The 17,616-nt window shown below is 67.4% G+C and carries 18 protein-coding genes and 2 pseudogenes; 10 read left to right on the plus strand and 10 right to left on the minus strand.

Annotated features, from left to right (window positions below):
- Nucleotides 1–1,400: pseudogene (locus ACT4N8_RS07065) on the minus strand (Clp protease N-terminal domain-containing protein); the annotation flags it as partial.
- A 161-nt stretch (nt 1,401–1,561) separates the two neighbouring features.
- Between ACT4N8_RS07065 and ACT4N8_RS07070 the strand changes: the two are divergent.
- Nucleotides 1,562–4,489: a M16 family metallopeptidase gene (locus ACT4N8_RS07070; protein WP_444857430.1), complete on the plus strand. Its 2,928-nt coding sequence runs from the start codon at nt 1,562–1,564 to the stop codon at nt 4,487–4,489.
- A 23-nt stretch (nt 4,490–4,512) separates the two neighbouring features.
- Here ACT4N8_RS07070 and ACT4N8_RS07075 read toward each other — a convergent pair whose 3' ends face one another.
- Together ACT4N8_RS07075 and purE are read right to left on the minus strand one after the other, a co-directional pair.
- Nucleotides 4,513–5,589 (minus strand): 5-(carboxyamino)imidazole ribonucleotide synthase, encoded by a 1,077-nt coding sequence (locus ACT4N8_RS07075; RefSeq protein ID WP_444857431.1) that lies wholly within the window; start codon nt 5,587–5,589, stop codon nt 4,513–4,515.
- Nucleotides 5,586–6,071, minus strand: a complete 486-nt coding sequence (gene purE, locus ACT4N8_RS07080) for a 5-(carboxyamino)imidazole ribonucleotide mutase (RefSeq protein WP_444857432.1) — start codon at nt 6,069–6,071, stop codon at nt 5,586–5,588. The genes ACT4N8_RS07075 and purE overlap by 4 nt, the downstream gene beginning before the upstream one ends.
- A gap of 113 nt (nt 6,072–6,184) precedes the next feature.
- Here purE and ACT4N8_RS07085 point away from each other — a divergent pair, with 113 nt between their 5' ends.
- Complete coding sequence (locus tag ACT4N8_RS07085) at nt 6,185–6,793, plus strand: GGDEF domain-containing protein (RefSeq protein WP_444857433.1); 609 nt, start codon at nt 6,185–6,187, stop codon at nt 6,791–6,793.
- 6 nt (nt 6,794–6,799) lie between these two features.
- On the opposite strand, the gene gpmA is transcribed toward ACT4N8_RS07085, so the two are convergent.
- From gpmA to ACT4N8_RS07100, 3 genes are read right to left on the minus strand one after another with little or no spacing between them, the layout of a single operon-like run.
- Nucleotides 6,800–7,486, minus strand: coding sequence for a 2,3-diphosphoglycerate-dependent phosphoglycerate mutase (gene gpmA, locus ACT4N8_RS07090; RefSeq protein WP_444857434.1), 687 nt, complete (start codon nt 7,484–7,486; stop codon nt 6,800–6,802).
- The gene (locus ACT4N8_RS07095) at nt 7,486–8,622 is read right to left on the minus strand and encodes a M14 family metallopeptidase (RefSeq protein ID WP_444857435.1); all 1,137 of its coding nucleotides are present in this window, start codon (nt 8,620–8,622) and stop codon (nt 7,486–7,488) included. The genes gpmA and ACT4N8_RS07095 overlap by 1 nt, the downstream gene beginning before the upstream one ends.
- Nucleotides 8,623–8,647: 25 nt before the next feature.
- Nucleotides 8,648–9,247: a DUF4136 domain-containing protein gene (locus ACT4N8_RS07100; RefSeq protein ID WP_444857436.1), complete on the minus strand. Its 600-nt coding sequence runs from the start codon at nt 9,245–9,247 to the stop codon at nt 8,648–8,650.
- A 101-nt stretch (nt 9,248–9,348) separates the two neighbouring features.
- On the opposite strand from ACT4N8_RS07100, the gene galE reads away from it, so the two are divergent.
- Nucleotides 9,349–10,344 (plus strand): UDP-glucose 4-epimerase GalE, encoded by a 996-nt coding sequence (gene galE, locus ACT4N8_RS07105; RefSeq protein WP_444857437.1) that lies wholly within the window; start codon nt 9,349–9,351, stop codon nt 10,342–10,344.
- A 173-nt stretch (nt 10,345–10,517) separates the two neighbouring features.
- Complete coding sequence (locus ACT4N8_RS07110) at nt 10,518–10,751, plus strand: hypothetical protein (protein WP_444857438.1); 234 nt, start codon at nt 10,518–10,520, stop codon at nt 10,749–10,751.
- 33 nt (nt 10,752–10,784) lie between these two features.
- Here the strand turns inward: ACT4N8_RS07110 and ACT4N8_RS07115 are convergent, their stop codons facing one another.
- Complete coding sequence (locus ACT4N8_RS07115) at nt 10,785–11,303, minus strand: Lrp/AsnC family transcriptional regulator (protein WP_444857439.1); 519 nt, start codon at nt 11,301–11,303, stop codon at nt 10,785–10,787.
- A 181-nt stretch (nt 11,304–11,484) separates the two neighbouring features.
- Here ACT4N8_RS07115 and ykgO point away from each other — a divergent pair, with 181 nt between their 5' ends.
- The gene (ykgO, locus tag ACT4N8_RS07120; RefSeq protein WP_006833921.1) at nt 11,485–11,610 is read left to right on the plus strand and encodes a type B 50S ribosomal protein L36; all 126 of its coding nucleotides are present in this window, start codon (nt 11,485–11,487) and stop codon (nt 11,608–11,610) included.
- A gap of 7 nt (nt 11,611–11,617) precedes the next feature.
- On the plus strand, nt 11,618–12,232 hold the full coding sequence (locus tag ACT4N8_RS07125) for an HAD family hydrolase (protein ID WP_444857440.1): 615 nt from the start codon (nt 11,618–11,620) through the stop codon (nt 12,230–12,232).
- On the opposite strand, the pseudogene pyk reads toward ACT4N8_RS07125, so the two are convergent.
- From pyk to ACT4N8_RS07140, 3 genes and pseudogenes are all read right to left on the minus strand, one after another.
- A pseudogene (pyk, locus tag ACT4N8_RS07130) lies at nt 12,229–13,704 on the minus strand (pyruvate kinase). The gene ACT4N8_RS07125 and the pseudogene pyk overlap by 4 nt on opposite strands.
- Nucleotides 13,705–13,736: 32 nt before the next feature.
- The gene (locus ACT4N8_RS07135; protein ID WP_444857441.1) at nt 13,737–15,269 is read right to left on the minus strand and encodes an FAD-binding protein; all 1,533 of its coding nucleotides are present in this window, start codon (nt 15,267–15,269) and stop codon (nt 13,737–13,739) included.
- Complete coding sequence (locus tag ACT4N8_RS07140) at nt 15,269–15,679, minus strand: hypothetical protein (RefSeq protein ID WP_444857442.1); 411 nt, start codon at nt 15,677–15,679, stop codon at nt 15,269–15,271. The genes ACT4N8_RS07135 and ACT4N8_RS07140 overlap by 1 nt, the downstream gene beginning before the upstream one ends.
- Before the next feature lie 180 nt (nt 15,680–15,859).
- On the opposite strand from ACT4N8_RS07140, the gene ACT4N8_RS07145 reads away from it, so the two are divergent.
- The 4 genes from ACT4N8_RS07145 to ACT4N8_RS07160 all read left to right on the plus strand — a co-directional run.
- Nucleotides 15,860–16,102 carry a DUF2312 domain-containing protein gene (locus tag ACT4N8_RS07145; RefSeq protein WP_444857443.1) on the plus strand — a complete coding sequence of 81 codons (243 nt, stop codon included), beginning with the start codon at nt 15,860–15,862 and terminating at the stop codon, nt 16,100–16,102.
- A gap of 17 nt (nt 16,103–16,119) precedes the next feature.
- Nucleotides 16,120–16,440 (plus strand): heavy metal-binding domain-containing protein, encoded by a 321-nt coding sequence (locus ACT4N8_RS07150; RefSeq protein WP_444857444.1) that lies wholly within the window; start codon nt 16,120–16,122, stop codon nt 16,438–16,440.
- Nucleotides 16,441–16,474: 34 nt separating this feature from the next.
- Nucleotides 16,475–17,218 (plus strand): YebC/PmpR family DNA-binding transcriptional regulator, encoded by a 744-nt coding sequence (locus ACT4N8_RS07155; RefSeq protein ID WP_444857445.1) that lies wholly within the window; start codon nt 16,475–16,477, stop codon nt 17,216–17,218.
- 147 nt (nt 17,219–17,365) lie between these two features.
- Nucleotides 17,366–17,616 (plus strand): crossover junction endodeoxyribonuclease RuvC (locus ACT4N8_RS07160; protein WP_444857446.1); only part of this gene is annotated, 251 nt, incomplete at its 3' end.

Consider the following 17,616-nt stretch of genomic DNA (forward strand, 5'->3'; position numbering starts at 1 on the left):
GCCTGCCAGCGCGTGGTCAGCGCGGCGGACTGCTCCTCGAGCCCGGCCAGCTCGCCCTCCAGCGCCTTCAACCTTTCCTTCGAAGCCGCGTCCTTCTCCTTCTTCAGCGCCTCGCGCTCGATCTTCAGTTGGATGATCCGCCGGTCGAGCGTCTCGATCTCCTCCGGCTTGCTCTCCACCTCCATGCGGATCCGGCTCGCCGCCTCGTCCATCAGGTCGATCGCCTTGTCGGGCAGGAAGCGGTCGGTGATGTAGCGGTTGGAGAGCGTCGCGGCGGAGACGAGCGCGCTGTCGGTGATCCTGACGCCGTGGTGCAGCTCGTATTTCTCCTTGAGGCCGCGCAGGATCGAGATCGTGTCCTCGACGCTCGGCTCGCCGATGAAGACCGGCTGGAAGCGCCGCTGCAGCGCCGGGTCCTTCTCGACATGCTTGCGATATTCGTCGAGCGTGGTGGCGCCGATGCACTGGAGCTCACCGCGCGACAAAGCCGGCTAGAGGAGGTTCGAGGCGTCCATCGCGCCCTCGGACTTCCCGGCGCCGATCAGGGTATGCATCTCGTCGATGAACAGGATGATGTCGCCCTCGGCACCCTTGACCTCGTCGAGCACGCCCTTCAGCCGCTCCTCGAACTCGCCACGATACTTGGCGCCGGCGATCAGAGAGCCCATGTCGAGCGCCATCAGGCGGCGGTCCTTGAGGCTGTCGGGCACGTCGCCATTGGCGATCCGGAGCGCCAGCCCCTCGGCGATCGCCGTCTTGCCGACGCCGGGATCGCCGATCAGGACGGGATTGTTCTTGGTCCGCCGGGCGAGGATCTGGACGGTGCGGCGAATCTCCTCGTCGCGGCCGATGACGGGGTCGAGCTTGCCGTCGCGTGCCGCCTGGGTGAGGTCGCGGGCGAACTTCTTCAGCGCGTCGTAGCGGTCCTCAGCGGTCGCTGTGTCGGCGCTGCGGCCGTCGCGGAGCTCATTGATCGCCGCGTTGAGTGCCTCGGCCTTGAGCCCAGCATCGGCGAGCGCCTTGCCGGCATCGGTGTCCTTCGAAAACACCAGGGCAAGCAGCAGCCGCTCGACGGTGACATAGGAATCTCCGGCCTTCTGCGCGATCTGTTCGGCGGAATCGAGCACCCGCATGATCTCCCCGTCGAGCGCCGGCGCGGCGGCCGCGCCGCTGCCCGAGACCGCGGGGACCCTCGCCAGCGCCTCGTCCGTCTCGCGCCGCGCCGCTTCGCCGCTCCCGCCGGCCCGCGCGATCAGCCCCGAGGCCATGCCCTGTTCGTCCTCGAGCAAAGCCTTCAGCAGGTGGACCGGCGCGATTCGCTGGTGGTTCATCCGCGCCGCGACGGTCTGCGCCGTCTGCAGGAAGCCGCGCGCCCGGTCGGTGAACTTCTCGAGATTCATGGCCGTTGTCGCCCTCTTTCCGTTCGCCTCCATGTAGTGGACGGCGCGGGCGGCACAATGTCGCGGCGCAAACCCGTTTTTCTCCAAATAGTAAGCGCCTGGCGTATTGCATTGGCGGCACACCGCGCTAGTGTTCGCCCCCTGCAATTCAGGGGAGTCGCATGCGCAAGATTTTCACCGCCCTCGCGTTCGCCGCCGGCCTGTCGCTGGCCGGCAGCGCCGCCACCGCGAACAATGCGGCGACGGTTCAGCCCAACGCGGCGGCCGACGCTGCCGTCCAGCAGCTGCTGCAGCGGGTCGAAATTCCGTTCGAAACCTTCACGCTCGACAACGGCTTGCGCGTCGTCGTCCACGAGGACCGCAAGGCGCCCGTGGTCGCGGTCAGCATCTGGTACAATGTCGGCTCCAAGGACGAGCCGGCGGGCCGCACCGGCTTTGCGCACCTCTTCGAGCACCTGATGTTCAACGGTTCGGAGAATGCTCCGGGCGAATATTTCGAATATACCCGCCAGATGGGTGCCACCGATCTCAACGGCACCACCTGGTTCGACCGCACCAATAATTTCCAGCCCGTGCCGCGCTCGGCCCTCGAGCGCGCCTTGTTCCTTGAGAGCGACCGCATGGGTCACCTGCTCGGCGCCGTCACCCAGGAGAATCTCACCAACCAGATCGGCGTCGTCCAGAATGAGAAGCGCCAGGGCGACAACCAGCCCTACGGCATGGTCGAATATGCCCAGCTCGAGGGTCTCTTCCCCGAAGGCCATCCCTATCGCCACTCGACGATCGGCTCGATGGCCGATCTCTCCGCCGCGACGCTGGACACCGTGCGCGAATGGTTCCGCGACAATTACGGGCCGAATAACGCGGTCCTCGTCCTCGCCGGCGACATCAACGCCGCCGAGGCGCGTCCTTTGGTCGAGCGCTATTTCGGCGACATCCCGCGCGGACCGGTGAACGAGCCGGCCCAGGCCGACGTGCCGACGCTGGACGCGCGGCGCGACGTGCTGATGCATGATCGCGTCGCCAACACCCGGCTCTACCGTAACTGGGCGACACCGGGCCTCACCCATGACGACCAGGTTCCGCTCCAGGTCGCCGCGTCGGTGCTCGGCGGGCTCGACAGTTCGCGGCTCGACAACCTCCTCGTCCGCGGCGAGCAGACGGCGGTCCGGGTCACCGCGAGCAACCAGGCCTTCCAGCGGGTGAGCATGTTCGAGGTCACGGTCGACGTGCGCCCCGGTCAGGATGCCGACGCCGTCTCGCGCCGCCTCGACGAGATCATCGCCGAATATGTCCGCACTGGCCCGACTGAGGACGAGGTCCGCCGCGCGGTGATGCGTACGCTTTCGGGACGCGTCCAGGGGCTCGAGCAGGTCGGCGGCTTCGGCGGCAAGGCCGTCGCGCTCGCCGAAGGCATGCTCTATGCCGACGATCCCAATTTCTATCGCACGAGGCTCCAGCAGCTGGCGAGCGTCACGCCGGTGCAGGTCCGCGCGGCGATGCAGCGCTGGCTGACCCGTCCGACGCTCGCGATCCGCGTCGATCCGGGCGAGCGCGAGGCCTATGAGGAGGCGCCGGGCGTCACCGGCGCCCGCGCCCCGGCGGGCGTCAACATCAGTTCCGGAGCGCAGCGGCCGCGCTACTATACGCCGCCGCAGCCGGGCGACCAGCCGCTCGCGCCGCTGACCTTCGACCAGCGCACGCCGCCGCCGATCGGCGAGGCGCCCACCCTCGATTTCCCGGATGTCGAGCGCGCCCGCCTCTCCAACGGCATCCAGGTTGTCTATGCCCGGCGGACCCCCGTTCCGGTGACCCGCGTCGCGGTCGAGTTCGACGCCGGGATCGCCGCCGATCCCGCCAACCGGCTCGGCACCCAGTCGATGATGCTGAACCTGCTCGAAGAGGGTACGACCAGCCTCAATTCGACCCAGCTTGCCGAGGCGCAGGAACGTCTCGGCGCGATGATCGGCACTGGCGCCAACCTCGACCGCACGACGGTTTCCCTGACCGCGATGACTCCCGCGCTCGGCCAGTCGCTCGATTTGCTCGCGGACGTCATCCGCAATCCCGCCTTCGACCCGCGCGAGGTCGAGCGTATCCGCCAGCAGCAGCTCGCCGGCATCGCCGCCGAGATGACGCAACCCGCGGGTCTGGCCCTCCGCGCGTTGCCGGGCGTGCTTTACGGCGACCGGCATCCCTACGGGAAGCCGTTCACCGGCACCGGCGATCCTGCCGCGGTCCGGGTGCTGACCCGCGACGAGCTGGTCCGCTTCCACCAGACCTGGATCCGGCCGGACAATGCGACGATCTTCGCGGTCGGTGATCTGCCGCTCGCCGATTTCGTGCGGCAACTCGAAAGCCGGTTCGGCAATTGGCGGGCACCGAGCGTGCCGCGCGGGACCAAGGCGTTCAACGTCCCGATCCCGCCGGCGCGGCCGCGGATCGTGCTGATCGACCGGCCGCAATCACCCCAGTCGTTCATCATCGCGGGCCAGATTCTGGATGCGCAAGGGACGCAGGATCTGCTCGATTTCACCGCGGCAAATCAGGTGCTCGGCGGCGATTTCCTCGCTCGCATCAACATGGAGCTGCGCGAGCGGCGCGGCTGGTCCTATGGCGCGCGCGGCGCTCCAAACCTGGTCGAGCATCAGGTGCCGTATATCATCACCGCCCCCGTTCAGGCCGATCAGACCGGGCCCTCGATCACCGCGACGATGGAGATGGTGCGCAACTTCCTGACCACGGAGGGCGTGCAGGCCAATGAGCTTGCCCGGGTGATCGCCGGCAGCACCGGTTCGCTGCCGGGTCAGTTCGAGACTTCGAATGCGGTGCTCGCCGCGCTGCGCTCCAATGCGCTCTACCGGCGTCCGGACAATTATCAGGAGACGTTGGCCGGGCGCTATCGCGGCATGACGGCGCAGGTGCTGGACACGACCGCCCGCCGCTACATCGACCCGCGCAATTTCGTCTGGGTGGTGGTCGGCGATGCGTCCCGGATCCGGCCGCAGCTCGAGGCGCTGGGCATGCCGATCGAAGTGTTGACTCTGCCTGGCATGCCGCAGCTGCCGACGCAGCGGCCCGCGCAATAAGCTGAGAAGAGGCTGGGCGGAGTCTAGTCCGCCCGGCCGCTTAGCCGCGTGACGTGCCCCATCTTGCGGCCGGGGCGCGGATGCTTCTTGCCGTAGAGGTGGAGATGGGCCCCGCGCTCGGCGAGCAGAGCGGGCCAGGCCTCGACGTCGCTCCCAATCAGGTTCGTCATCTCGACGCGGGCCGCCTCGAGGTCGGTCGCGCCGAGCGGCAGGCCGCAGATCGCTCGGATATGGTTCTCGAACTGCGAGGTCGCCGCGCCCTCGATGGTCCAGTGGCCGCTATTGTGGACGCGCGGCGCCATTTCGTTGAACACCGCCTCCCCGCCGACCGCGAAAAATTCGATCGCCAGCATGCCAACATGGCCGATCGCATCGGCGATCCGGCGGGCCAGCCCTTCGGCCTTGGCGATGGCGGGCGCCAGCGCTGACCCGGCGGGCACGATCGAGCGGTCGAGGATGCCGTTCGCGTGCACGTTGCGCGGCGCGTCCCAGATGGCCAGCTCGCCCCCGGATCCGCGGCAGAGCAGGATCGAGAATTCGGCGTCGAAGGTGACGAAGCCTTCGAGCACGGACGACGCGCCCTTGATCGCCTCCCACGCCGCGTCGGTTCCCGCCGGAGCGTCGATCCGCGCCTGCCCCTTGCCGTCATAGCCGAGCCGTCTTGTCTTCAGGATCGCCGGTGCGCCGAGCTGGTCAAGCGCCGTGTCGAGATCGTCGCGGCTGTCCACGCTCGCGAAAGGCGCTGGCCGCCCGCCGAGCGACAGGACGAACTCCTTCTCATTCAGCCGGTCCTGCGCGATCTCGAGCGAGCGGACCGAGGGATGAAGCGCCGCTGTGGCGGTGATGGCGGTGAGCGCGTGGGTGGGGATATTCTCGAATTCGTAGGTGACCACGTCGACCTGCGCGGCGAAGCGCGCGAGCGCCTCGGCATCGTCGAACGCACCCCGAGTGAACGCGGCCGCCACCTCGACGGCGGGCGGGGTCTCGTCCGGCGCGTAGATATGGCATTTATAGCCGAGCTGAGCCGCCGCCATAGACAGCATCCGCCCCAATTGGCCGCCGCCGATGATGCCGATCGTGGAGCCGGGCGGCACGCTCATTCGGGGGTTTCGGCGACGCCCGCCGTCTGCCCGGCGCGCCACTCGTCCAGCCGCGCCGCGAGCGACGAATCCTCGTTGGCGAGGATCGCGGCGGCGAGCAGGCCGGCATTGGCCGCGCCCGGCTGGCCGATCGCCAGCGTCGCCACCGGCACGCCGGCGGGCATCTGGACGATGGAGAGCAGGCTGTCCAATCCCGCTAGTGCTTTGGACTCGACCGGTACGCCGAGCACCGGCAGGCGGGTCATCGAGGCGGTCATGCCGGGCAGATGCGCCGCGCCACCCGCGCCGGCGATGATTGCTTTCAGGCCGCGATCCGCGGCTCCCTTGGCATAAGCGTAAAGCCGTTCGGGCGTGCGGTGGGCGGACACGACCTTGGTCTCGTAAGGTACGCCGAGCGCGTCGAGCATCTCGGCGGCGTGGCGCATCGTCTCCCAATCGGAGCGGCTGCCCATGATGATTCCGACGAGAGGCGCCCCTGCCATGGTTCGAACCCGCTTCTGCCCGCGAAGCGGCCTTCCTTAGCCAGCATGGCCCGCTTCGGCAATCGGCGCGAGCCTAAGCTTTGCGTTAACCTTCGCGTTCTAGAAATAGGACCATGACCCGCAGGAAGGACATCGAAGCGGTCTCGGAGGCGCCCGTCGCGGACGCCCGCGAGGCGCTGTCGCGGCTCAGCGACGAGAATGCGCTGCTCCGTGCCGCCTTGGCCGAGGCCCGCGCTCGTCTCGGCGAGGCCGAAGAAATCGGCGGGCGCGACCCGCTCACCACTCTGGTCGATCCGCGTCAGTTCATCCGCGAGCTGGAGCGGGTGCTGAGCCATGCCGCGCGCCACGGCACGCCGGCGGCCCTGATCTCGGTCGATCTCAAGGATCTCAACGCGATCAACGAAGGCCACGGCCGCCTTTCGGGCGACGCGGCGCTGCGCCAGGTCGCCCGCCTCCTGAAGAGCCTGATCCGGACCAGCGATGTCGCCGCGCGCGGCGAGGGCGGCGCCTTCTCGCTGCTGCTCGACCATCTCGACGCCGATTCGGCGCTCGACACGGCGGAGCGCATCGCGCGCTGCATCGCCGCCCATCCGCTCGACGTCGGTCACGCCATCGTCCCGCTGGACGTCTGGGTCAGCGTCGCGACGATCCTGCCCGGCGACAGCGTCGACGAAGTGCTCCGCCGCGCCGCCCGCAACCGCGCCCGCGTCAAGGAATTCTAGGCCGCCTCAACGGTCCTTCAGATAATAGCGCTCGATCTCGCTCAAATCCTCGTCGAGCTCGTACACAAACGGCTGCCCCGTCGGAATCTCCAGCCCGGTGATCTCCGCGTCCGAAATGCCGGAGAGGTGCTTGACCAGCGCCCTGAGCGAATTGCCGTGGGCGGAGATGAGCACGCGCTTGCCGGCTCTGAGCTCGGGCGCGATCCGCTCCTCCCAGTAAGGCAGTACGCGCGCGATCGTGTCCTTGAGGCTCTCGGTCTGCGGGATCGGCACGCCCTTGTAGCGCTCGTCCTGCGCGAGGTCCCAGGGCGAGCCCTCCTCCGGGAGCGGCGGTGCGATGTCGAAGCTCCGCCGCCACAATTGCACTTGGTCCGAGCCGTGCTTCGCCGCCGTCTCCGCCTTGTCGAGTCCGGTGAGCCCGCCATAGTGACGCTCGTTTAGCTTCCAGCTTTTCTCCTCGGGCAGCCACAGCCGGCCCATCGCCTCCAGCGCCAGATGCAGGGTCTTGATCGCCCGGGTCTGGAAGCTGGTGAAGCACAGGTCGAAATCGAGCCCCTTCGCCTTCATCATCTCGCCCGCCGCCCAAGCTTCCTTTGCGCCGAACTCGGTCAGGTCGACATCCCACCAGCCGGTGAAGCGGTTCTCCAAATTCCACGCCGACTGGCCGTGGCGGATCAGGACGAGGCGGGGCATCAGGCGGCGCGATAGGCGGCGACGCGGTCGATCACGGCGTGGAGCGCGTCGAGGCAGGAGCGAGCGAGCAGGCGGCAACGCTCGGGCGACCAGCCGTAGACCGGGTCGGGCAAATCGTCATTGTCCTTGAACGGCATTTCGAGCGTCATCGAGACCGCGCCGAACCGCTCGGCGAGCTGTGCGGTGGACATGGAAAGATTGGCCTTGCCCGGCGCCGGAATGTCATAGCCCTTCGCGGTCTGGAAGTCCGGCGTCGCCCGGACCAGCGCCTCGCTGAAGGCGTCGAACAGGGCCTGCTGCTCCGGCTTGTGCGAGGGGATTCCTTCGAAGCCCGCGAGGAAATTGGCTGCGATCGCCTCGTCGCCATGGACGTCCATCGCGAAATCGACGCCGGTCTTGTCCATCTCGGCGAGGACGTGGAAGACCTCGGGGCTCTTTTTGAAGCTCGGCGCGTGCCATTCGCGGTTGAGATTGGTGCCGGCGGCGTTGGTCCGCAAATGCCCGCGCCTCGACCCATCCGGGTTCATGTTGGGCACGATGTGGAAAGTCGCCTTCTCGCGCAGCCGCTTGGTCACGGGATCGGATTCGTCGAGCAGCCGCTCGATGGCGCCTTCCATCCACCATTCGGCCATCGTCTCGCCCGGATGCTGGCGGGCGTAGAGCCAGACTTGAAGCGGACCGCCGGCCAGCTCGAGATAGTCGAGTTCCTGCCCGTCCAGCGTCTTGCCGAGCGAGCGGTAGGCGAGGCCAGGATAGGAAGCCGCCGAGGCGACCAGCTCGTGGTGGCGCTCCATCGTATAGGGCGCGAAATAGGCGAACCAGACACTGTCGGACGCCGGAGTGACCTTCATCGTCAACACGCCGCCGGCGTAGGAGGTGTCGATCCGCTCCCATTCCTCGCGGTCGTAGGACATGCAGCCGCGATAATGCTCCCAGCCGTGCGGATAAGCGGCGCCGGCGCAGTTCAATATGCGCAGCTCCAGCGCCCGCCCGCCGCCGCCGGTGACGCGGAAATAGAACCATTGGTAGAAATCGGAACTCTGGTCCTTGGCGATTTCGAGGTCGATGCGGTCGCCCTCGATGACAACCAAACGGATATTGCCGCCGTCGAAGGCGCTCGAAACTGAGAGTGTCATTCAAATCCTTTGGGGAGAAGCGGGGTTACCGCACCCTGATAGTGCGCCCCGACTCGCCGGGAAAGTCCTGAAACAGGGCGATTGCCAGCCGGTCTGCCGCGGCGATCGGGTTGGCGAGCGGCGATCCCGCCCGCGCCTCGGTCTGCGCCCGGCCCTCCCAGGCGACGGTCGCGTCGGAGCGGCGCTGGATGCGCACTTCGAGTTCGGTGACGACGATCGGCCCGGAGCCGCCGACCGGAATCGTGCCGCCGACGCCGACGCCGCTCCGCCGCCCGAACGAGCCGCCGCCGAGGCCGATGCTGAGTCCGCCGCCGCGCGAGGCCGCGCGCGAGCCCTGCTCGACACGGACCACCGCCACCTGCTCCGAGCGCGCATTGCCGCGCGCGATCGTCCAGCCGAGCCGGGCGAGTTCGCGCTCCACCGGGGCGGCGAGCTGGCCGAATTCGAGACTGCTGGCCGCGGCGGGATCCGACGGCTCGACCCTGATCTCGCCGCGCGCGATCGGCTGGCCGAGATGGAAGCGGGTGACGGACGCGCCCTCGCGCACGCCCATGCCCTGATCGGTGGCACAGCCGGCGAGCGCCGCGGCCGCGATGGCGAAGAAGGCGACCGATTTTTTCATCATCCACCTCGTCCTTGAGAGAATGAACTGTATAGGGCCTGTAACGAGTCTTAGCGCGATTTCGCTGCATCCGACAGCGGCGGGAGAGGGAAAAGTTGAATCAGGTGAATCGCCTGCCCGTGCTGGTGACCGGGGGCGCGGGCTATATCGGCAGCCACGCCGTGCTCGCTTTGCTCGACGCCGGCTGGCCGGTGGTCGTGATCGACAATCTTTCGACCGGCTTCGAATGGGCGGTGGCCGACGGCGCGGCGTTCGTGCGCGGCGACATCGCCGACCAAGCGCTGCTCGCGAAGCTGATCGCCGAGCATCGGATCGGCGCGATCATGCATTTCGCGGGCTCGGTGGTGGTGCCGGAGTCCGTCGAAAACCCGCTCAAATATTATGAGAATAACACCGCGAAGAGCCGCGCGCTGATCGAGAGCGCGGTGAGGGGCGGAGTCGGGCACTTCATCTTCTCTTCGACCGCGGCGACCTACGGCATTCCCGAGGAGGTACCGGTCGCGGAAGGCGCGCCGACCGTGCCGATCAATCCCTACGGCTGGTCGAAGCTGATGACCGAGCGGATGCTCGCCGACACCGCCGCCGCGCACCCGATCAACTATTGCGCCCTGCGCTATTTCAACGTCGCTGGCGCCGACCCCCAAGGCCGCTCAGGCCAGTCGACCGCGGGCGCGACCCATCTGATCAAGGTCGCGGTCGAGGCGGCGACCGGCAAGCGCGATCATGTCGCGGTCTACGGCACGGACTATGAGACGCCCGACGGCACCGGGGTGCGCGATTATATCCATGTCAGCGACCTTGCCGCCGCTCATGTCCTGTCGCTCGAGGCGCTGCTCGCTGACCCGGCAGCAAGCCATGTGATGAATTGCGGCTACGGCCGTGGATTCTCGGTGCTTGAGGTGCTCGCCAGCGTCGACCGGGTCACCAACCGTGCCGTCGAGCGCCGGATGGCGCCGCGCCGCGCCGGCGATCCGCCGATCCTGGTCGCCGACAATCGCATGATCCTCGCCACATTGCCTTGGCGCCCGCAGCGCGACGATCTCGACACGATCGTCGCCGATGCCCTCGCCTGGGAGCGCAAGCTCGCCGAACGCCGCTGAGCCTCTCGCAAATTTCCGCTCAATTCCGCGCGCGGCGCGCAAGAGCGCATTCGTCCGCGCGCCGTTCAAGAGCGCGATCGTGCAAAGTTGCGCGCCTGGCCGATCCCGCATTGCAGCATGGCCGCTGCCATGGTCCATTCCGTCCCCCATGATTCGAAACAGGGGTTAGACGCATGAAACTCGTTTCCACGGCCATCCTCGCGGCCGGCCTGGTGGCGCTCAGCGCCTGCGGCGGCGGCGCGGAGACCAATGTCGCGGCCAACAACACGTCGGACGCGCTCTACAATGTCGTGCCGGAGGATCTGAACCTGCTCGGCAACGACGTGCTGCTCGACGGCACCGGCACCGACCTGAACGCGGTCGACGCCAACGCCGCGGTCACCAACGGCACGACCAACGGCCTCTGACGGGCCGTCCCGTTACGCACCGCTGAAGTCTCCCTAGGTTGATGCGGTCCCCTCGCCCCCGGCGCCGGCTGCGCCGGGGGCGTTTTTCCTGGGCGCGTCCGGATCGATCGGAAAAGCGGTCGTGCTCTTCACCCGCTCCATCGCGAAGCGCGAGGTGACGTTCTTCAACGGCACGTCGCGGATCAGCCGCCGGTAGAAATCGTCATAGTCGACCATCGAGCCGACCGCGACGCGCAACAGATAGTCGACGTCGCCCGCCATCCGGTAGACCTCCATCACCTCGGGCATCGCCGCCACCGCCTCGGCGAAGGCGGCGAGCCATTCGGGCGAATGATCGCGCGCCTCGATCTCGACGAAGACCGAGATGCCCAGACCCATCTTCTCCGGATCGAGCAAGGCGACGCGGCGCGCGATCACGCCTTGCGCCTCCAGCTTCTGGATACGGCGCCAGCACGGGGTCTGGGACAGGTTCACCCGGCTCGCCACCTCGGCGACGGGCAAAGATGCATCCTCCTGAAGGATGGCGAGAATCCTGAGATCGGTGCGGTCCATGCCCGCGTCATGGCCGATTTGGAAGATTCTTCCAAGATTGCGGGCGCAGACCTCTCCGCAAAGCAGATTATACCCTTAGCTCTGAGGCATGCCGCGCCTTGACTTGAGAGCGCCCTCCCCCTAGGTGAGCGCCTCGCATTTTCTCAGGCAAATCGGTTAGAAACAGGCAGGCGTCACGGCCATGAAGATCCGCAACTCGCTCAAATCCCTGAAGTCGCGCCACCGCGACTGCCGCGTGATCCGCCGCCGGGGCCGCACCTACGTCATCAACAAGACGAACCGCCGCTTCAAGGCGCGCCAGGGCTGACCCTGTCGTGACGGCAACAGCCGTCGTCTTCGACGTCGGCAACGTTCTCTACGGCTGGGACCCCGAGGCCTTCCTCGTCCGGCAGATCGCCGATGACGACGCGCGCCTGAAGTTCATCGCGGACGTCGATTTCTACGCCTGGCACGAGCGCCTCGACGGCGGCCGGCCCTATGACGAGGCGGCGGCCGAGCTCAACGAAACCTTCCCCCAATATGCGGCGCTGATCGCCGCCTGGAGCGAGCGGTTCGGCGAGACGATCACCGGGCCGGTGCCCGGCGTCCATGCCCTGGTAGAGGCGCTCGACGCGGCGGGCGTCCCGCTCTTCGCGATCACCAATTTCTCGGCCGATTTCTGGCCGCCTTTCCATGCCCGCGAGCGCGCCTTCTTCGATCGCTTCCGCGACATCGTCGTCTCCGGCGAGGTGAAGCTGCTGAAGCCCGATCCGGCGATCTACTGGCTCGCGCTGGACCGCTTCCGCCTGCGCCCCGCCGACGCGCTCTTCGTCGACGATCGCGCGATCAACGTCGCCGCGGCCGAGGCGGTGGGCATGAAGGCGCATCTCTTCACCACCGCCGAGGATTTGCGCGCGCGGCTCGAGGCGGAGGGCCTGCTCCCCGCCTAACTGTCGCGGTGGCGCTCCAATTCGTCGCCGATCAGGCGGGCGACGTGGACGACGTTGGTCGAGCCGGGCACGCCGAACGGCACGCCGGCGGTGACGAGGATGCGCTCGCCCGCCTTGGCGAGGCCATGGCGGAGCGCCATCCGCTTCTACTTGCCAACCATCTCCTCGAAGCTGTGCACGTCGCGCGTGCGCACCGCATGCGCGCCCCAGAGCAGGCCAAGCCGCCGCGCCGTCTTGAGCGAGGGCGTGAGCACGAGCAACGGCACGGTCGGCCGCTCGCGCGCCACTCGCCGCGCGGTCGAGCCCGAGCTGGTGAAGCAGACGATCGCCGAAGCGCTCACCGTCTGCACCATGTCCGCCGCCGCCCGGGCGATGGCGTCGTTGGTGGTCGCGTCGGGCAGGGTCTCGGTGAAATGGACGCGGGCATGGTGGGTGGGGTCGGATTCGGCGCTCGCCGCGATCCGGTCCATCATCTCCACCGCCTCGCACGGATATTGGCCCGAGGCGCTCTCGGCCGAGAGCATGATCGCGTCGGCGCCGTCATAGACGGCGGTGGCGACGTCGGAGACCTCGGCCCGAGTCGGCGAAGGCGACGAGATCATCGATTCGAGCATCTGGGTCGCGACCACGACCGGGCGGCCCAGCCGGCGCGCCGCCTCGACGATCTGCTTCTGCAGGGGCGGTACCTGCTCGGGCGGCATCTCGACGCCGAGATCGCCGCGCGCGACCATCACCGCGTCGGCGAGCTCCAGGATATCGTTCAGCCGCTCGATCGCCGCCGGCTTCTCGATCTTGGCGAGCAGATTGGCCTTGGCGCCGATCAGCCGCCGCGCCTCGGCCACGTCCTCGGGCCGCTGGACGAAGGAGAGCGCGATCCAGTCCACCCCTTGCTCCAGCGCGAAGGCGAGGTCGGCGCGGTCCTTCTCGGTCAGCGCGGCGAGCGGCAGCACCACGTCGGGCAGGTTCAGCCCCTTGTTGTTCGAGATCGTTCCACCGACCATGACCTGGGTCTCGATCCGGTCTTTGTCGCAGGCGGTGACGCGGAAGACGAGCTTGCCGTCGTCGACGAGCAGCCGCACGCCCGGCTTCATCGCCTCGAAAATCTCCTTGTGCGGCAGGGTGACGCGGCTCTGGTCCCCGAGCTTCTTCTGGCGGTCGAAGGTGAAACGCTGCCCGGTCTTCAGCTCCGCCTTGTCGCCCTCGAAGCGTCCGACGCGCAGCTTGGGCCCCTGCAGGTCGGCGAGGATCGTGGTCGGGCGGTCCAGCTCGGCCTCCAGCGCGCGGATCGCCTCGATCCGCCGCGCATGGTCCTTGTGATCGCCGTGGCTCATGTTGATCCGGAAGGCGTCGGCGCCCGCCTCGGCGAGCCGGCGGATCATCTCGGGGCTGTCGCTGGCGGGGCCCAGGGTCGCGAGGATCCGCACTTTGCGGCCGCGCGGCACGAACCGGCTGGGGCTGGACTCCTTGCTCACGGACGAGGGCAATAGCCGCTCGGGTCGACAGTTCAACCCGCGAGCCCACGCTCCTCGACATAGGCATTATCGAAGAGCGCCCGGTCGGCGGGGTCGGGCAGCACCTGACGGCGCGCATCGAGCCACTTGGCGACATTGGCGCCATAGGCCTTGTCGATCCGCTTTCGGGTGTAAGCGTTCACCTTGCCCCAATGTTGAGTATAGTCGATGCCCTCCGCCTCCAGCCGATCGGCGGCGGCGGCGAAATAGGCGCGCGCGCTCTTGTTGTCGACGCCGTCGATGCTGATCATCAGGCCGATGTCGAACTTGTTGAAAGCGAGCAGGGCGGGCGATTTGCGCACGTAGCGGCAGCCGAGGACCAGCGGCACCGGGCCGACCTCCTTGTAGAGCTGGATCAGCGTCTCCAGCGCCCGCCGCGCATCGGGGAGCGCGACCGCGACGCTGCCACTCGCGACGTGGAGCAGGGGCGCCTTGTACCCGTAGATCTCGCCCGGGGTGCCGGTCTTCTCGGCCGTGTCGAACAGCTGCTTCGCCGCCAGCTGGGAAAAAGCCGGGATCAGCCCCTTGAACGCGTCCAGAATCAGACCGACCGTCGACAAGGCGTCGAAGCCCGGGCCGATCGCCTTCGGATCTTGAGTCAGGCCGTATTTGGGCTCGCGGTCGTCGTCCTTGTCGCGCTTGTAATTGGCGTTGAGCAGCACCTCGTCGGTGGCCGGGTTGATCACCGCCTGGAAAAAATAGGGCTTGCCCCTCTTGAAGAAGGGATGGGCGGAAAAATCGAGCGCGCCGATCGCCTTCCACAGATTCTCGTCGAGTGGCGCCATGCCCGGCTGGGTATCCAGCAGGTAGCGCGGAACCGTCTCGATCACCACCGCCTCGATGATTCCGAAGCTGCCGAACGAGACCACGGCCGCGTTGAACAGATCGTCGTCGGCGCGCTTAAGCGTCGCGCCGAGCTTCGCTACCCAGGCCGGGCTCATTACGGGCCGGCTCTGGCGCTCGATCCAGAAATGGCTGTCGTCGGTGGCGATGAGATGGATCGCGACGATATGGTCGTGGAGTGCGCCGAAATCGAGCGCGGAGCCGTGCGTGCCGCAGGCGGTCGCGCCAACGATCGTCTGGCCGTTGGCGGCGCCGGAGGTGAACAGCGAGCGGCGCTGCCCCTTGCTCTCGATCACCTTGTTCACGTCGGCGACGGTGTTGCCGCACTGGAAGAAATAGAGGCCGGCCTTCTGGTCGGCGGTGCCGGGATAGCCCGGATCGATGTCGCCGGGCGCGATTTTCATCCGGCCGCGCAGCCGGTTCGTGTTGAGCGCCCAGCCGGTGGTCGCAGGCGCCCGGGACAGCGACCAGCTCGATCCGACCGCTCGAATCTTCAGTCCCATCTGCCGCGCGTCGGCGATCAGCGCCTGGAACTGGCGTGTCGTCTCCTTGAGGTCGTCGAAGCTGAGCGGCGCGCTCTGTTGGGGCATGAAAAGGTCATATTCTCCCTCGATCACCTGCTCGTAGCTCTGGTGGAAGTTCCTCCATTCCTTGATCGGGTTGAAGCTCGGCTGCCGCGCCATCAATCGCTACCGGTGCCGCCGCTGCTGTTGCCCAGCGGCGGATCGCTAGCGTTCGCACAGACATAGATCACGGTGGCCGGGGCGATGAGCCCGAAGCTGATCCAACTCACCAAGCCCTGCCAGAAGTCGCGCCTCACAATCACCCGCGCCAGCTGTTCGCCGTCGACACAGCGCTCCGCCAGCACATAGGGAGGCTGCTGAATCTCCGAACCGAGATAGGAATTGGCCCGCACCTCCTGATGCGTTCCGGTGATGTCCGGCGCTTCCCGAAGGGAGCTGAGATTGGATCTGGCAGGCACTTCCTGCGGACTGCCAGCGAGGCTGGCAGCTGGCGGCTGCACAAGATATTGCATGCAGCCCGCGGTCGTCAACAACAGCGCGCAGACGAACGAATGCCTCAACTGTCTCATGATTCCCCGCAATTTGGACGAGTCTTGTCCGAGTCGATATTGCCTGAAGTTATGCTCTTCGCGACTTCCTGTACAGTTCGCATGCAAGCGTAGCCACGCGACGGTCGCAATCGGCTTGAGGGAGCGGGTCCAGATGCGTAGAGCCCGACCGGCGAATCCTCGAATCCCAGGGAGCATGAATTGGCGGAAGGAAGCATCGCGGCCGACGAACTGAGGCTGCTGATCGAGCGGATCGAACGACTCGAGGAGGAGAAGAAGGCGATCGCCGACGACGTGAAGGACGTCTATGCCGAGGCCAAGGCGCGCGGCTACGACACCAAGACCATGCGGGCCATCGTGCGGCTGAGGAAGATGGAGACGCACGACCGCCAGGAGGCGGAGGCGCTCCTCGACACCTACAAGGCGGCGCTCGGCCTCGCCTGACGCAGGAGGAAGACGCGATGATCATGACCACCACGACGGCGATCGAGGGCCGCCCGGTCGCGCAATATCTCGGCATCGTCACCGGCGAGGTCATCGTCGGTGCAAACATCTTCAAGGATCTCTTCGCCGGGGTGCGCGACATCGTCGGCGGCCGCGCCGGTGCCTATGAGGACACGTTGCGCTCGGCCCGCACCCAGGCGCTCGACGAGGCCAAGGCCGAGGCGGCGGCGCTGGGCGCCGACGCGGTGATCGGCATCGATCTCGACTACGAGGTGCTCGGCCAAGGCGGCTCGATGCTGATGGTCACCGCCTCGGGCACGGCGGTCAGGCTCGGCTGAGCCTCGAAACAGACAGGAAGGAAGCAGTTCGCCGATGGCCGGCCACAGCAAATTCAAGAACATCATGCACCGCAAGGGCGCGCAGGACAAAAAGCGCTCGGCGATGTTCTCCAAGCTCGCCCGCGAACTCACCGTCGCGGCGAAGATGGGCACGCCCGATCCGGACATGAACCCGCGCCTGCGCGCTGCGGTCACCGCCGCCAAGGCGCAGTCGATGCCCAAGGACAATATCCAGCGGGCGATCGACAAGGCGAGCGGCGGCGACGCCGAGAATTACGAGGAGATCCGCTACGAGGGCTTCGGCCCGGGCGGGGTCAGCCTCGTCGTCGAGGCGCTTACCGACAACCGCAACCGCACCGCGACCAACGTCCGCACCATCTTCTCCAAGAATGGCGGCAATCTGGGTGCGTCCGGCTCCGTGACGCACGCCTTCGCGCGGCTCGGCCTGATCGAATATCCGGCCTCGGCGGGCAGCGCCGACAAGGTCTTCGAGGCGGCGATCGAGGCGGGCGCCGAGGATGTCGAATCGGGCGAGGAACTGCACGAAATCTGGACCTCGATCGACACCCTCCACGAGGCGGCGAAGGCGCTCGAGGCCGCGCTCGGCGAGGCGGAGAGCGTCCGGCTCGCCTGGCGCCCGCAGAATTCGGTCGAGGTCTCCGGCGACGAGGCCGAGCAGCTGATCAAATTGGTCGAGACGCTCGAGGACGATGACGACATCCAGACCGTCTGGGGCAATTACGAAATGTCCGAAGAGGTGATGGAGAGGCTGGCGTAGGATGCGCGCGGAGACGCGGAGACGCGGAGAGTGCAAGCCTTGCGTCGGCGCGCAGCGCCTTTTCCTGAAGCACGGGGAAACGGGCGCTGGCGCGCCCATTTGGTCCAGCCCCTCCGCGTCTCCGCGTCTCCGCGCGAACAAAATTCCGTGATCATCATCGGTCTCGATCCGGGTCTCGCCTGCACCGGCTGGGGCGTGATCGCTGCCGAGGGCAATCGCCTCTCCCATGTCGCCAACGGCCAGGTGCGGACCGATCCCAAGCAGGCGCTGGCCGCGCGGCTGGTGCGGCTCGACGAGTTGCTCGGCGCGGTGATCGAGGCGCACGCGCCAGCCGAAGCGGCGGTCGAAGAGGTCTTCCTCAACGAAAATCCCCAATCCACGCTGAAGCTCGGCCAGGC

This window comes from Sphingosinicella sp., assembly GCF_052387495.1.
Classification (GTDB): Bacteria; Pseudomonadota; Alphaproteobacteria; order Sphingomonadales; family Sphingomonadaceae; genus Allosphingosinicella.